11 protein-coding genes are annotated in these 15,681 nt (G+C 43.4%); 5 read left to right on the top strand and 6 right to left on the bottom strand.

The window, feature by feature from the left end; genetic code table 11:
- Positions 1-330: 330 nt before the first annotated feature.
- Complete coding sequence (locus B0I21_RS13790; protein WP_133641066.1) at positions 331-777, bottom strand: Fur family transcriptional regulator; 447 nt, start codon at positions 775-777, stop codon at positions 331-333.
- A 354-nt stretch (positions 778-1,131) separates the two neighbouring features.
- Entirely contained in the window at positions 1,132-1,791 is a 660-nt protein-coding gene (fsa, locus tag B0I21_RS13785; protein ID WP_133641065.1) for a fructose-6-phosphate aldolase, read from the bottom strand.
- Between the two features lie 122 nt (positions 1,792-1,913).
- On the opposite strand from fsa, the gene B0I21_RS13780 reads away from it, so the two are divergent.
- A complete protein-coding gene (locus B0I21_RS13780) occupies positions 1,914-3,164 on the top strand; it encodes an MFS transporter (protein WP_133641064.1) in 1,251 nt (416 codons plus the stop codon).
- On the opposite strand, the gene B0I21_RS13775 is transcribed toward B0I21_RS13780, so the two are convergent.
- From B0I21_RS13775 to B0I21_RS13760, 4 genes are all read right to left on the bottom strand, one after another.
- A complete protein-coding gene (locus tag B0I21_RS13775) occupies positions 3,120-3,563 on the bottom strand; it encodes a retropepsin-like aspartic protease (RefSeq protein WP_133641063.1) in 444 nt (147 codons plus the stop codon). The genes B0I21_RS13780 and B0I21_RS13775 overlap by 45 nt on opposite strands.
- Before the next feature lie 106 nt (positions 3,564-3,669).
- Positions 3,670-4,608, bottom strand: a complete 939-nt coding sequence (locus B0I21_RS13770; RefSeq protein ID WP_133641062.1) for a malate dehydrogenase — start codon at positions 4,606-4,608, stop codon at positions 3,670-3,672.
- Positions 4,609-4,813: 205 nt separating this feature from the next.
- Positions 4,814-7,099, bottom strand: coding sequence for a translocation and assembly module lipoprotein TamL (gene tamL, locus B0I21_RS13765; protein WP_243836134.1), 2,286 nt, complete (start codon positions 7,097-7,099; stop codon positions 4,814-4,816).
- Positions 7,089-12,410: a translocation/assembly module TamB domain-containing protein gene (locus tag B0I21_RS13760; protein WP_133641060.1), complete on the bottom strand. Its 5,322-nt coding sequence runs from the start codon at positions 12,408-12,410 to the stop codon at positions 7,089-7,091. Before B0I21_RS13760 ends, tamL begins: the two co-directional genes overlap by 11 nt.
- A gap of 242 nt (positions 12,411-12,652) precedes the next feature.
- Here B0I21_RS13760 and B0I21_RS13755 point away from each other — a divergent pair, with 242 nt between their 5' ends.
- The 4 genes from B0I21_RS13755 to B0I21_RS13740 all read left to right on the top strand — a co-directional run bounded on the left by B0I21_RS13755 (position 12,653) and on the right by B0I21_RS13740 (position 15,618).
- Entirely contained in the window at positions 12,653-13,330 is a 678-nt protein-coding gene (locus B0I21_RS13755; protein ID WP_133641059.1) for a response regulator transcription factor, read from the top strand.
- Positions 13,331-13,332: 2 nt separating this feature from the next.
- A complete protein-coding gene (locus B0I21_RS13750) occupies positions 13,333-14,631 on the top strand; it encodes a sensor histidine kinase (RefSeq protein WP_133641058.1) in 1,299 nt (432 codons plus the stop codon).
- A gap of 81 nt (positions 14,632-14,712) precedes the next feature.
- Complete coding sequence (locus tag B0I21_RS13745) at positions 14,713-15,156, top strand: PepSY-like domain-containing protein (RefSeq protein WP_133641057.1); 444 nt, start codon at positions 14,713-14,715, stop codon at positions 15,154-15,156.
- A 27-nt stretch (positions 15,157-15,183) separates the two neighbouring features.
- On the top strand, positions 15,184-15,618 hold the full coding sequence (locus B0I21_RS13740) for a PepSY-like domain-containing protein (protein WP_133641056.1): 435 nt from the start codon (positions 15,184-15,186) through the stop codon (positions 15,616-15,618).
- Positions 15,619-15,681 lie beyond the last annotated feature (63 nt).

Raw genomic sequence — 15,681 nt, 5'->3', positions numbered from 1 at the left:
ATCATTTGTTTATAATAGGTTTATTTTAGCTGATATAATCTGCTGATTATTAAATTGTTAATATTTAAAATGCTAAATCGTCATTATGGGGAGGTTTGTCTGGCGCGTTTTTACGGCATACTGCGTAAAAATTGCTGCATTTTATGAGTTTGCTAAAATGTACATACTTATAGTTGTGTTATATTTTATCATCTTTAATAGTTTAATTATCAGTGTTTTATGTAAAATCTGATAAAATAATTTCGCGATTATTTTGTGTGGTTTTATCAAGAAAAAAGCGTGACTTCTTTCGAAATCACGCTTGATATTATAGGGTGCTGTGTGGGGCTTTTACACCTCTTTTTGACAATTATCGCAGAGGCCCACGGCGTTCAGTGCAAGCCCATGTAGGGTGAAATTTGGTGGAATAGGAATTTTGGGAAGGGAAATTTCCTCTAAACAAAACACACTGTTACATACCGAGCAGATGAAATGTATGTGCTGGTCGTGGTGATGATCAGCGCTGCAATCTGCACTGCAAATCGCATAGGTGGCCGTTCCGTTCAGATCAAATATTTTATGTACGATGCCCTTTTCTTCAAAGCTTGAAAGTATACGATACAAGGTCACACGGTCAATCTCCTTGCCTACGATTTTTTCCAAATCGGGCTGCGATATAGCTGCGTCTTTTTGCGTTATTTCTTCCAAAACACGCAATCTATGCGGTGTAACTTTAAGCGCATTATGTTTCAGCAGCTTGATAAAATGCTGCTCTTTCTCGGTTCTTACACTTGTCATGATACCTGTAAATTTACACATTTTTACACGAAAACGGAATTATCTTTTTGGAGGCACATGCATGGAGTGTTCCCGACATATGGATTTTTTGGAAGGCGATTTTCCGTGATCATAGGGGGTAAAAAGTACAGGATGATATTGACTTGAAGAGGGAGGCGGCAGGCGTATGGATTCTCTCATCGCATATGCTTTTTCCGAATTTCTGTGGGTTAACGTCCTACATAGACGCGGGAATTTTTCATGTTTAAGGGAGATGGGGAGGGCAAGTTTCAGCAGTGGAAAGCAAAAAGCAGGCCCCTTCTTTGTCAAGAAAGGGCCTGCTTTAGTCTATACAAATACGATAGGAGTCGTCGCTTATTGTCCGGCAGCTTTCGCGTGATCGGCTAAGAATTGTGCTAGTCCGCTATCGGTTAATGGATGTTTTAGCAAGGATACAATCGCTGATAAAGGTCCTGTCATAACGTCAGCTCCGATCTTTGCACATCCTAGAATATGCGCGCTGTGGCGTACTGATGCAGCCAAAATTTGTGTGGTGAAACCGTAGTTATCATATATCAAACGGATCTCTTCAATAAGAGCTAGACCGTCTACCGAGATATCGTCTAAGCGGCCAATAAAGGGAGATACATAAGTTGCTCCAGCTTTTGCAGCCAAGAGTGCCTGGCCAGCCGAAAAAACCAACGTACAGTTTGTCTTGATTCCTTTTTGGCTAAAATATTTGATCGCCTTTACGCCATCTTTGATCATCGGAACCTTAACGACAATCTTGGGGTTAAGCGCGGCAAGAATTTCACCTTCCTTGACCATGTTTTCATAGTCTGTCGATATGACTTCCGCACTGACATCTCCTTCAACGATATCGCAAATGGCTTTGTAATGATTGATAACATTTTCTTCACCACTGATTCCCTCTTTTGCCATTAGGCTAGGGTTGGTGGTTACGCCGTCCAAAACACCAAGGTCTTGAGCTTCCTTGATTTGCGCTAAGTTCGCGGTATCAATAAAAAATTTCATGTAATGGGGGATTTATACTAAAATAAAAAGATTTAAAACATAACGTATTCCTACGCGTTACAAAAATAGCTATATTATTTTTCAATCTCGACAGGTTTGATCAAAACATTTTTTTGCCCTTGATGGATATTTTTCGATCCCTTTCCTACCCCAATTTCCGATTGCATGTGCTGGGTCAGGCTATTTCTTTGTTAGGTACTTGGATGCAACGCGTAGCCATCAGCTGGTTGGTATACGAGATGACAAACTCTGTTTTTTGGCTAGGTTTTGTGCAATTTGTCTCCCTTCTGCCATCACTTATTTTATCTCCTTTTATCGGTTCATTTGTCGATCGACATAAGAAATATAAACTGGTATTTATTACGCAAGTTGGCTTGATGATTCAAGCTGCTGTGCTCACGCTGGTAGTAGGTATGCGTTGGGAGACGGTTTTTTTGCTTTCTTTACTCGGGTTTATCCAGGGTATTATCAATGCATTTGATGTGATGGGGCGGCAGTCGTTAATTGTTTCTCTCGTCGAAAACCGCCGCGATTTGCCAAATGCGATAGCGCTGAATTCATCTATCTTTAACGCTGCGCGTATGGTAGGCCCCGCTATCGGGGGTATATTGCTAACGAAGTACGGGGAGTTTGTTTGTTTCGGGGTGAATTTCGTGAGCTTTGTGCCCGTTATTATTTGTCTTATGCTGATGCGTGTACAGGAAGATCCTTCCAAGTTAACGAAGGAAAGTAATTGGCGTGGGCTAACCGAAGGTTTCAGTTATCTGAGACGCTCACCGCATATTTCTTCCCTTATCGTGGTACTTACTTTTTCCAGCTTGCTGGTTATTCCCTACACTTCGCTTTTGCCTGCGGTTGCAAAAGATTTGTTCAGCGGCGATGAATCTACTTTTTCGTGGTTTGAAAGTGCGGCTGGATTCGGAGCCATGATAGGTGCAATCAGTATGGCGCGATTAAAAACTGGGGAGAACCTTCGGTACCGCGTACTCTTTTCAGCATTTTTAATGGGTATCTCTTTGTGCTTGCTTGCCTTCGCGCATTTCTTGCCGACTGCACTGATCTTTACCATGATGGTTTCCATGGCTATGATGATGCAAAATTCATCCATCAATACCTATATCCAAACGCATGCCGTACCCAGCTATCGCGCGCGGGCAATAAGCTACTATGTGATGGCCTTCCAAGGTGTAGCGCCTATCGGCGCCCTTTTTGTTGGCGCTACCGCAGAATACTTTGGTATAAAAAACACCCTATATATTATGGGGGGTGCGGGGATCGTGCTTTCCTTGGCGTACTATACATACATCCGTCTGCACATTCACCGACGGTTATTTAAATTTCAGCTTCCTGGACCGCAAGGTAAGGATGTTTGATGCGTAATCAATTTTAGCGCCAAAGGGCCGCAAAATATCGCCACCTAGTACACCAATTACAGGTTCAAAATTCATTTGTTCATAAGCGAAGTTGATCGAACTGAGGTCAAGAACGGCAGTGGTAAAATTTTTGTGTTGCCAATTGTTGATTTTGAATAGCGGAATTTCCAGCATAAAGCTTTGCATGGAATTCGTCCCCAAGCCTGTGGATAGGATGTCTGTGTTGTGAAATTTGTCTTCCGAAATGCCCGAGTGGAGCAGGGTGTTTTTGTCCAATACGGTTTTGGAGGCGCCGGTATCCAGCACCATTTTAAATGGTTGATCAAATAGTTCTACATGCACGAGCAGATGATATCCATCACCCTGAAGTTCGAGGATTTCCAAAGGAATTTTTTGCATGCCCTAAACTACTCAAAATTTCAGTTGTATCCCCGCCTTTGCCTTAAAAAAGCTTATTTGATAGCGTATCCAGCACACCCCATAAGAAGCACTTGCTTCGTAGAACTTATATGATTTGATTATCCTTTAATACCTGATTCATCGTTCGCACAGCTTCGGCACTCTTTTTAAAAGCCTGCTGCTCTTCGCTGGACAATGCAATCGGGATAATCCGATCCCAACCGTTTTTATTGATAATGACGGGCACTCCGATAGTGATGTCTTCCTCACCCAGTTCGCCTTCCAGATAGACAGAGGCGGTAAACAGGCGATTTTGATCGCGTACAATACTTTCGACCATGGCTGCCGCGGCTGCGCCTGGTGCATACCAAGCAGAGGTCCCGATCAATGAGGTCAGGGTTGCACCCCCTATCATTGTTTTTTTGACGATGTCATCCTGTTCCTCTTCCGTTAGAAAACTGCTTACCGGAATGCTGTTCCACGTGGCGTGCTTGATGAGTGGAATCATGGTGGTATCGCCATGGCCGCCGATAACAATAGCGTTCAGATCATTCGCGGAGGCATTCAGCTTTTCGGAAAGCTGATACTTGAAGCGAGCTGAATCCAGCGCTCCGCCCATACCTATAATTCTATTCTTCGGTAAACCACTCGACTTCAGCGCGAGATAGGTCATGGTATCCATCGGGTTAGAGACCACCAATATGATAATATCGGGTGAATATTTCAATAAATTCTCGACGACAGTCTTTACAATGCCGGCATTGGTGCCGATAAGCTCCTCGCGTGTCATTCCGGGTTTGCGCGGAATGCCAGAGGTTATTACGGCCACGCTAGATCCCGCCGTTTGAAGGTAGTCATTGGTAACGCCTTTTATCTGGCTATCGAATCCCAAGAGGGCCGATGTCTGCATCATATCCTGCGCTTTTCCTTCGGCAACGCCCTCTTTGATATCCAAAAGAATAATCTCTTCGGCAATGTTTCTCCTTACTAAATTGTCTGCCGTGGTTGCGCCAACAGCACCCGCTCCTATGACTGTAATTTTCATGTTTTCTGGATTTTGTGGTAAGAACTGATATGTAGTTAAATATACTAAAATTTGGTATAAAATTAAGGACTGCTGGAAGATGTTTCACATATTTACGATGGGCTTCGCAAGGGTAGGAGCTGTCGCCAGCAACCTGATGCATAAAAAAACACCTTCCTGCAAGGTAGCAAGGAAGGTGTTTTTAGATCTGGTATCGCTCGGCTCCTTAGAACGGATAACCAATAGCTAAATTGAAAACCAGGTTTCGACTTCTCCATTCGCGGTCACCGAAGTCTATAGCGTTAAACACCCATCCATTGTTCGTGCGTACATGCGGTACGCGGAATGGTATAGCTAAATCGGTACGAATGACTAAAAAATCAATGTCAACCCGTAAGCCTAAACCACCGCCTACGGCGAGTTGCTCATAGAAACGGCTAGTTATTTCTGCGCCGGGTCTGTTTTCATCCTTGCGTTGCAACCACACGTTACCCGCGTCCACAAATGCAGCCCATTTAAAAATACCTGATATAGGTGCGCGATACTCTGCGTTCAACTCTAACTTAAAATCACCCGTTTGATCTGCGAAAAACTCATCAATCCCTAGATCTGCGACATTCGTAAGGCCAGGCCCTACAGAACGAGCGCGGAAGGCGCGCATACCATTTGGTCCGCCAGAAAAGAACTGTTTTAAATATGGAAGTTGAATGGAGTTGCCATAAGAATGACTAACACCAATCATCGCACGCGTGACGAACATCGTATTACGAGAAAGTTTCCAGTAATGGCGGAAGTCTGCCTCACCACGAACAAATTGAGCGTATCGCGTGCCAAACAAAAATTCCGGATTGTCAGAAGAAGCGTCAGCTCCTTGTATCAGTCCCAACACATTACCTGAGGTATTCAGCGCACTACGGACAAAATAGGTGTGCGTACGATCTTCCATATTGTTTTGGAAGGTATACACATAATTAGGTCCGAAAGAGAACTGCGGCTCAATAATGTGGCCGAGTGTCGGAAAATTTCGAATTTGCTCTTGATAGGCTTCGGTTACATTTCTTGGCTGTGCATAAATAATTTCTGCCACCGTTAGATCGTGCACTTTACGCTCATTCTCCTTCCACGAGTAGCCAAAATTAAAGGTCATAGAGTTCAACGTGTAGGCCGTCCGACGATCCAGAAACTCATACCGTAAGCTAGCAAAGGTCCGTGGAATAAACCGACGAGATGGAGCCCATTTATAAGGAGAAAGTAGTCTCGGCCAGCTGATAGAAGCTTCCGCACCGTAGCGTATAAAATTGGAGTTTAGCGCGACCCCGCCGCCAGATTGCGTTTCAAATCCTGCAAAAGCGGTTAGCGTGAGCGTTTCAAATCCTTTAAAGGCATTCTTAAGGCTCCAGTTGACGTTACCTTCGATACCATCATATACCGTAGCCGTTTTGGCAATCAATTCCGTACGCAAAGTCCTTGGTTTCATTGGCGTAAGGTAATAGTATACATCCATGGTATTCGCAGAATCCGGACTATCTACAAAGTCGTTTTTTACAAATTGAAATGTATTCATATTAACCAGGTGATTGATGGTCATATTGTGATCTTCCCGATTGTACATTTCACCCTTGTGAAAAAAGAGATGGTTCGCTAGCACTTTGTTCCGAAACTTATTATTCGGATCATAAATATAGTATTGTCCCTGATAGGCTTCTGTCCCCGCAGGTATTTCGCGGGAGTAGCCACGGGCAGATTGCGTGTAATCGGGGAAAACAACGATTTTTCCGATACGTTGTGGCTGTTTGGCTCGTTCTGGGGTTTCAGGCTTCACCGTCATGTACATATCTACCTGATGGGTACCTACCGTACTATCCACGTCCAAGAGCATGTGGTCCGCGTTAAAATAATAGTAGCCCTTATTTTTCATGACGACGTCAATACGCTCCCTTTCATTAATTACGGCATCGAGGTTGTAATTATTGCCTCGGCGCAAAAGCGATTCATTTTTGGCTTCTGCCATGTCTCTACCCCATTGTTTCGTAGAGTCGACATCATATTCTACATTCCTTATTTTATATCCGGGTCCGGGGAATGCATCAAATTGTACCGTCGCTTTTTTACCATCGATAATCGTGTCAGACGTTACTCGCGCCTGAAAAAAACCGAAGTTTTCCAGTCGGTTGCGCAGCAGGTTTTCATTGTATTCCTGATTAACCTCACGAAGCAATACAGGCGCTTTCCCTTGGCGCTTAATCCATCGTTTGATAAATCCTACAGTGGTGTCGGGCCCACCTCCCATATTCCACAAAGCTACTTTAAGTTTTGATGTGGGCTCTGGACGTACAAAGCTTTGTAAGCGACTTTCAAATAGCTCTTTACGGTCCTTGTCAAGCGTGTCATTTTGAATATTTACAGTAGCTTCTTCGAAAAGGTGCTCCCCATCGGCTATATGCTTCGTCGCATTACAACTCGCTAATAAGAGCAGTAGTGCGTTTGCAAATACGAGATGATTACTTTTCATTGGACTCCCTTTCTTCTTCCTCATTTCTAATAGCAGTATTGTCTTTTCTTCTTAGTGTATCTTGTTTGCTGCGTGGACGCTTACTGAAGTTGGTTACTCCGTTGCCTTGAACGCTGTCTTGTCGTGCTGGTTGTCTTCGAAAAGCAGTGTCACGACGACCACTTTTATTTTGGCGACGTTCGAGACTATCCTGTATCAAGGTTCTTACGCTATCCCTGTATGCCGAATCAACTTCCAATCGGTCTACATCAAATCGTCTACGGAAATTTGGGCTATCGCTATTATAATATCTGTCGATAGCGCGCGAGCTCATAAAGATTTCGCGGAACTTATCGTACGTCAGGTTGGCAACCAACCCGATTCCTGTCTCGATGAACTGTCCTTGTAGGGTAGGTTGATACTGATTATTTCGGTACACGCGACCAATATATCTGCCATCCGGAGATAAGCGGTATTCTAAAGACACATCACCCGCAATATTGGAGGTTTTCTCGCCCGGACGAGCATTACCCTCAACTTCAAAGTTTGACCCTACGGTTACCTTTAGACGATCATCGAACAATGCTCTAGATACACCGACGTTTAAGTCAGTACGATTTTGCGCACTTCCCGTAAGATAGTCTTGCTCGGACTGTAAATTGAAGTCAATGTCTACCCCACGAATCAAATCAGACGTCAGGTTGTTCAACTGGCCGGTCAGGAAGTTACTAAGCGTGCTCCGCGCCGCGCCCTCCACACCGCCTCCTCCAGATAAACTTTCAAAAGGATTGGCTGACATAAATCTGCCTAAAGCGATCAAAGAAAATACTTGTTTGTTGAGTTCAGCAGGATCATTACGCATGTTTGCTAAGGCGATATTGACGTTGTTGGTCACGTCTTGCGGTACCATAGAACTATTTTCATCCAATTGGATGTCGAAACTTAGATCCGGTGTAAAGAGTGCTCCTGATAATTTTAATAATACGTTGAATGGAATACGCTGCCGATATAAATTTTGCGCCTGCGGATTAACCTGAGATTGCACCAATTCCAAGGTCGGGAATCGGTTGGTGTACACAGCCGTAATATTCATGTTGGCATCCAGCGGATCGCCAGCCCAAGTAATCACACTACCTTTTTGAAACGTGAATCGTCGAGATAGCGGACCTAATGGAACGGTGTAATCTCCTTTTTCAATGGTGTATGTACCAGACATCGTGATCTTCTCACTGGCATCAATTGCCGCTGTTAATTCTGCCACACCTTGAATATGTAATTCGTCTTTTGTGCCTGGATCCAAGACTACAGTAAAACGAGCCTCACGATCGGTTTGCAATTTTAAGCTAATATCCATGCCTGTAAGCGCTGCAGGCGCTGTCGTCAATGAATCTAATCGAGCAAAAATATTCCTGCTGGAGGTATCGCTACGATCCACAAACTTGACTACGCCATCCCGTTCGGCTACGCCTGGATTTTCATTTGGCACCACGAAGTAAAAATCTGTTTTATCATTCGTGCGAATGCTTCCGTCCACCCGTGGACTGTTCATGTCGCCGGTTACGCGTAGATTTGTAGTGAGGTACATCTTTCCGTAAAACATATCATTATCTTCCATCGTAGAATTCATCGCTTCAAAGTCATTCATAACCAAGTTGAGGTTGAATGCAAAGTCGCTGTAATCCGTCGTGCGTACCGCGCCATTTATGCGCGCGGTGTTATTTCTTGCATCACGAATTTCAAATTGCCGGAACTGTATACCTTGTTCATTGAAGCGAATAGATTGGTTATCCATCATGAGATCCGCGTTGAGCATAGCAATGTTCATTTTCGCTTGCTGGAATGTAATTGCTCCATTAATTTTTGGTGCATCAAGCGTACCGCTGATGTTGATATCGCCTACTAGATCGCCAGCAGCGTCTTCAATATAGCCTAAGCTAAATGCTTGGATGGTCGTCATCTTCATTGGCTTTAATGATAGCTTGGCATCAATAGAAGAAGGACCATCTGGCGGGCTGATAAAGTTACCTGTCAACTGTACGTCGTTGCCATTTTCGCTGATCTTGACGTCTGCCGCAAAGGTGTTTTCCTGCACATTGTTGACATGGATAGCTATGTTGCCGACTGTATCTTTTCCAAAGTGGAACTTCTCGATTGTCAAGTCTGATACAAATACAGGACTACTTTCTAACCGAGAAACAGTCGCCGCACCATTAATCTTACCACCTAAATTCAAAGATTCAGATTCGACAATCTCTGTCAGCGTCTCAATTTTGAAGTTATTAAATGTAAGATCTATAGGCGCATTCGTTGTACTGTCTTTGGACTGAATAAGGAACTCCTGACCATCGTGAGACAAACGGAAGTTTTCGGCGCGAAGGCCTCGTGTGCCAAAACTGATTTGATTAGCGGGTTCGATTTGCCAATCCTCGTAGTGTAATTTAAGCCCATCTTCTTTTAGACGCAACATGAAATTATTGTCGGCGACTTGCACGCCTGCACCCAAATGATATTGTTCTTTACCAGCTTTATCTTTTATCCAAAGGCCGAAATCAATGTTGTTTTCGATAACGCTTCCGCTTAATACCGTGTTGGTCAATTCTATGGTGCCCACCTTTATTCGGTTGATGAGGGCCGAGTAGTAGAGCGTACTGTCAGCAGTGATAAGGTCTACACCTACGTTTTCGACCAGCGTCCCGCCATACAAAATCTTTGGCGCAATCAGCTTGGCCATCAGGCTTTTCGAAGCGCTGTTAAATGTTCCGTCAAGGGTCACGTCACGCATTTCTTCCAGCTCAGGCAGGAATTCTCGTATAAACCGCGAGTTGTTTAATGTGGCACTAAACTCGAAACTTTGTGGGTCGTAGGCCAAGGTTGTAGGTTGCTGACCGGTAGGATTATAATACATGCGAACGATGTCCTGTATCGAAGCCCCAAGCTCTGTTAACCTATATTTCCCGACCAAATGGGCATTTAAAAATTCCGAACGCAGCAAAATCGTGTTCCTGTTCGTGTCGGCCATGGCCCGCAATGCGATAGTATCTAACGTATATCGATCGTTCTCGTAGGCAATTGAAGAGTTTGATACGGTAAGCGATCCATTTAAAAAATCGGGATCAGCAGTCTCAAAATCTGCCACAATCTTACCATGATAACGGAAATCCTGATCCATCAATTTCAGATTCTGCAGATTGATACTATCGACCATGAGCGTTGCCTGTACTTTAGGGTACTTACCGCGCATGTCGGCAGCAAAGTCCATATTCATTTGGATATTTGGATCGGGGCTCACTAATCGCCCAGCAATATCGCCAGCGTTGGCCTGCGCATCGAGCTTGATGTTTCTATAGGTGTAGCCCATGGCATCCAACTGGTTAAGATTACCCTCGACAGTTGCATTCATCGTTTTCGGATCGATACCGCGGCCTTGTACCTTAGCGTCTACGGAAATAATACCCAAGACAGAATCTTGATTTAGAATGTTTCCAATATTAAAGTTATCCACCGATACGTAAGCGTCATAGGTGGTGTCCCTTCCCATAGCCATCTTCCCGTTTACCGTAGCATTTCCTTTCTCCGTGACCAAGCTCAAGTTGGTGTCAAAACCCTTCATGCCACCTTTAAACGTCCCCGATAAGCTAATCGCATTGGGCAGTTGTATACTATCAGGTAACATCGATTTAGCAACCAGACGTTCAATATCGGCGCGGCCTGTCGTGAACTTCCTTAGTTTTAAATCGACATCGAGTTTCTCTACATCCGGCAATCCCTTTATGGTGGCGCTTGCTAGTAAATGCGTGCGATCTAAGGTTTTGAATTCGATGTTGGGAATGCTGAGATTATCCATTTTTCCGCGCACGCTTCCGTCGATGTAAAACGATCTTGCCAATAGCGGCTTCATCACTTGCATCGTGTCCAGATCGGGCACAAAGTAGCGGATATCCCGCATATCTATCGTTGTTTTTCGGATTCTGGCATCGATGTCGACTAAATTAGGATTGCTGGAAATGGCATCTAATGAAGGATAACTTATTTTTACGTAGTCGCGTATCGTTGTATACGGCGTCTGGGCAATTAAATTTTTGATCTCAGCGCCTTTATTTCCATATACAAAATCTGCTTCCAGTTTTTTGATAGTAAAACCAGAATGGTCTTTCATGCTTAAGCTTTGCAGCGAGCCCGAGATCGAATCGGCCGAATAATAAAGATCTTCCAGATCACCAAGGAAATTGGTAATCTTGATGTTTCCGTAATCGAAGCCCTTCATTCGGGGTTGGTTATCATCTTTAAACCAAACATTGGTTTTGTTAATGATCAGTCGATCTGCAGAAACTACCCAATTCATGCTGCTTGCCGCCGCTGCAGTTGTATCTGTTGCCGTTGCTGCTGTAGGCGCGGGCGCTACAGCATTGGTTTTGCCAAATAGAATTTGTGAGTCTGATTCATCCAAGGCTACTTCTTCAAGACGTACAATTTCCTTATTCAGGTCCAGTTCTTTAATACTTGCATGCAGTCGTTTGATATCAAACTTGGTATCCATTTTCGAGGATTCATCGGCATATTGTACCAAGATGTTGGAGAGGTCTATATTTTTAATGTCAAGATCAGGGAGGAGGGACGATGTCTGTGCAGAAGAATCAGCTATGCCGAGGTCGGCTACGCTTGGTGCCTCCGCGTCTGATACGGGTTGCCACTGCTTAACTAAGGCCGTTAGCCCATCGATCTTCATATCCGGCATGGAAAAAGCCATATTATTGCTTAGCTCAAACTTTTTGACGCGCGTATCGAAGTGATTCAAACGGATATCTGCACTTGTGCCAATCACTTGATCGTCGTACACAAAATGGATGCGTTTAAATAAAACGTCTTCGATATTAAACACCAAGGCGGAGGAGGTATCGGAGGTTGCCGTGCTTTCTTTTTCGGAGGTAAACGCCTGCATGATGTAGTCAAAATTGAAGCTACTGTCTGGCAGGGTACGTCTGATTTTTGCGGTGATACCTTCTAGCTCTAGCTCCTCAATTTCTACGGTGTTTTTGAGAAGTTTCAACATATTGATGTCTACCAGAAGCTTTTCCCCAGCGATTAATGTGTCTTTACTTTTATCTTCAAAATAGACATTTTCCAACACTAGCTTCTTGGGAAAGGTGATGTTTACATAACCGATGTCAACAGGAGTGCCTATTTTATTCTCCAAATAGTTGGTAACCTTACCTACTACGTAATTCTGAACGGCAGGTATCCGGATGAGAAAAATGATTAATAATAAAAGGGCAATTATACTGCCGACAATCCACAATATGGTTTTAAGTGCTATTCTTCCGAATCGATTCAAAGCAAATTCTTTATAAAATGACGGTATTCGATAAATAAAATCCTAACTAAGAAACGTAAAATAAGCGTAAATGTTTAAGTGGGCATAAATTATTTACTTCATATTCGCGGTTAACAAAGCTAAATTTCAGACATGTACTAGCATGTTTTGTGCCGTAAATGTAAGATATCGATTTTTTCTGAAAAAGGCTTCTCCAAAATCTTTCCAGAATTTACTGCTAATATTGTAGTTTAGCGAGGAACATGAAAATACTGATTGTTGAAGACGAGCAAGATTTACGGGATGTGATGACCTCATTCCTGGAGCGGGAGCTCTATGTGGTGGAAGTGGCTACTGATTACGAAAGTGGCCTCGCCAAGATCGCCAGTTACAGTTATGACTGCATACTGCTTGACGTCATGCTTCCAGGCGGCTCCGGGATGAAGCTGTTACGAAAACTGCGTGAACTCAACAAAGGGGATTCGGTCATTATCGTATCCGCAAAGGATTCGGTAGAAGACAAAGTGCAAGGCTTGGAACTTGGCGCCGATGATTATCTGGCAAAACCTTTTCATTTGTCGGAGCTGCTGGCGCGCATAAAAACGATTATAAGGAGAAATAGCCGACATAGCGTGCAAGATGCAGCGCTCGTATTTAAGAATGTGCGTCTTTATCCTGAAGATCGCAAGCTTCTTGTCAACGAAACCGAGGTGTTCCTGAATCGTAAGGAATACGATTTGCTGTATTATTTTATGATCCGTCCTGAAAAGCTTGTTCCAAAAACGTCGTTAGCAGAGGCTGTGTGGGGAGATGATGCCGACCAATCGGATAGCCTGGATTTCATTTATTCGCAGATTAAAAATTTGCGAAAAAAGCTGAAGGATAGTCAAGCAGCTATTGATTTTCAAGCGGTATATGGTGTTGGTTACAAACTGATCTAACGATGCAGGTATCTCTAAAAAACTATACGCTACGCTATTTGAGCATTACCTTTTTTGTCATTATCTCCATTTGGGCCGCATGCTTTTACGCCTATATCTTGGATGAGGTTTATGATAACGTGGATGATGGTCTGAAGAACCAAAAGATTGAGATCTTGCGGGAGGTATACAAATATCCGGAACTCCTGAACACATCTACATTTGGGATTGCGCAATTTCGGATCCTTCCCGTAACGGATAGTACTAAATTTTTTGAGGACAATAGGCTCTCCAGCGTATTTTTTTATATGCCTTATGATGATGAACAAGAGCCTTATCGGCTGTTGCGCACGGGATTTTATGCTGCGGATAGAAAACCATACCACTTGGAAATAAGAACATCCACTGTGGAGGAAGATGATTTAATCTATGATCTGACAAGCGCTTTGCTGGTTTTGTATCTGGTACTAGTGCTAGGGATGTACCTGATTAATGAATCTGTATTGCGAAAGGCCTGGAAGCCATTTGGTACCATATTGGATAATCTAAAGCACTATCGTTTCGGCAAAAAGGAAAACCTCCAGGTCGTGCACACGAACGTACTGGAGTTTAATAAACTAGATGATGAAATCCAGCGCATGTGGAAGCGTAATGAAGATGTTTTTATGGAGCAGAAACGCTTCATAGAAAATGCGGCTCATGAATTGCAAACGCCACTCGCTATAACCATCAATAAGTTGGAACTGCTCATGGAAGATGAGCTGCTTTCGGAAAGCCAACTTACCCAGTTGGAAGATACTAAACGATCATTAAGACGGCTGGTGAACTTAAACAAAGCGTTGCTTATGTTGTCGCGTATCGAAAACAGACAATATGCGGAGATGGAGCTTGTAAACTTCAATACGCTTAGCAAAGATCTTGTAGACGACCTGTCCGATCTTTTTACGTTTAAAAATATCCACGTGGAATATGTGGAGCAAGGTGTCTTTGAAGCCATGATGAATAAGGGGCTGGCTGTGGTACTGATATCCAATTTGCTGCGTAATGCTATTCGCCATAATCACGAGGGGGGGAGCATTTCCTTGGTTTTCCAATCGCAACGTCTTTCCATTGCCAATACAGGCTTTCCGCAGCCATTGGATAACGCAAAGGTATTCCAGCGCTTTTACAAAGGCACCCAAGATGGTAGGTCCAATGGATTGGGACTTGCTATCGTCAAATCCATAATTGATAGTTATGCTTCACTAGCTATAGCATACGAATTTTCGGTCGGGAAACATGTTTTTACGATCAGTAGTGGAAACCTCGAAAAGACGGTATAACTATTTTTCCATGTAGGTGGGCATTCCCAAATGTTTCCTAAATGACAGCTTATTTTTGTCATCAGATAAACACATAAAAGGATGGATGCCAGAAGAATTTTAATCGTGATACTGATGATGTTGCCCGCTATCGGAACCGTTTGTGCGGCAGATAAACCTATCCCGTTTGATAAGCTGCCCCAGAAAGCGAAACAGTTTTTTGAAGCATATTTCTCAAAAGATGATATTGTAGAGGTCAGCGTTGATAATCCCTATTTTTTTGGTACGGAATATGAAGTTGTGCTGAGAGATGGATCTAAAATTGAGTTTGCATCGCAAGGCGAATGGATGGAAGTAAAAATGAAAAATAAAGCTGTTCCGCTAGCCATTATCCCCAAAACCATCATACTGTATGTGAAGAAAAGTTTTCCAGACACATTCGTCACCAGTATGAAGAAGAAGGGAGCGCTCTATAAGGTCAAAATATCGAACGCCCTTGAATTGGAATTTAGCAGACAGGGGGAATTTTTAAGATTCGACGATTAAATCATATAACACTATATTACACATAAAATGAAAACTCAAATTTTAAAACTGGCATTTCTAGCGGCAGTATCTTTTACGGCTATGTCATGCGATGACGACAAAATGGTTGGCGAGACTGATCTGCCACAAGCTTCTCGTGACTTCTTAGCTACACATTTTGCCGGCGTAAACGTAACACGTATTGAAAAAGAAAGAGACAGCTATTCTGTATATCTATCGAACAGAATAGAAATCGATTTTAACAACAGCGGAGAATGGACGGAAGTGGACGGGGAGGATGGCGTTGCCATTCCTACAGGCTATATTCTACCACAGATCGTGGCCTATGTGGAAGATAATTATTCTGGCAATCCCATCAACGGTATAGAGAAGGTACGTGCAGGTTTTGATGTCGATTTGGTAAGACAAGATATCGATCTTGTTTTCGGCCCAGATGGCGGCTTTGTCCGCGTAGATCCGTAAATTTTTCAAACATAATCTATAGCGTCCCGTCGTGGTAATGCGTTTAAAAGAGCGATTGCACTT

Origin of the sequence: Sphingobacterium paludis (assembly GCF_004364125.1) — a bacterium.
GTDB classification, from domain to species: Bacteria; Bacteroidota; Bacteroidia; order Sphingobacteriales; family Sphingobacteriaceae; genus Sphingobacterium; species Sphingobacterium paludis.
The sequence above is the reverse complement of the archived record's forward strand: the minus strand, read 5'-3'. Positions and strand labels throughout refer to the sequence as shown.

Coding starts and splice junctions, on each gene's coding strand:
- B0I21_RS13780 (WP_133641064.1), top strand. CDS start 1,914: ATGGATATTTTTCGATCCCTTTCCTACCCCAATTTCCGATTGCATGTG.
- B0I21_RS13745 (WP_133641057.1), top strand. CDS start 14,713: ATGGATGCCAGAAGAATTTTAATCGTGATACTGATGATGTTGCCCGCT.
- B0I21_RS13755 (WP_133641059.1), top strand. CDS start 12,653: ATGAAAATACTGATTGTTGAAGACGAGCAAGATTTACGGGATGTGATG.
- B0I21_RS13775 (WP_133641063.1), bottom strand. CDS start 3,563: ATGCAAAAAATTCCTTTGGAAATCCTCGAACTTCAGGGTGATGGATAT.
- fsa (WP_133641065.1), bottom strand. CDS start 1,791: ATGAAATTTTTTATTGATACCGCGAACTTAGCGCAAATCAAGGAAGCT.
- B0I21_RS13790 (WP_133641066.1), bottom strand. CDS start 777: ATGACAAGTGTAAGAACCGAGAAAGAGCAGCATTTTATCAAGCTGCTG.
- B0I21_RS13750 (WP_133641058.1), top strand. CDS start 13,333: ATGCAGGTATCTCTAAAAAACTATACGCTACGCTATTTGAGCATTACC.
- B0I21_RS13770 (WP_133641062.1), bottom strand. CDS start 4,608: ATGAAAATTACAGTCATAGGAGCGGGTGCTGTTGGCGCAACCACGGCA.
- B0I21_RS13740 (WP_133641056.1), top strand. CDS start 15,184: ATGAAAACTCAAATTTTAAAACTGGCATTTCTAGCGGCAGTATCTTTT.
- tamL (WP_243836134.1), bottom strand. CDS start 7,099: ATGAAAAGTAATCATCTCGTATTTGCAAACGCACTACTGCTCTTATTA.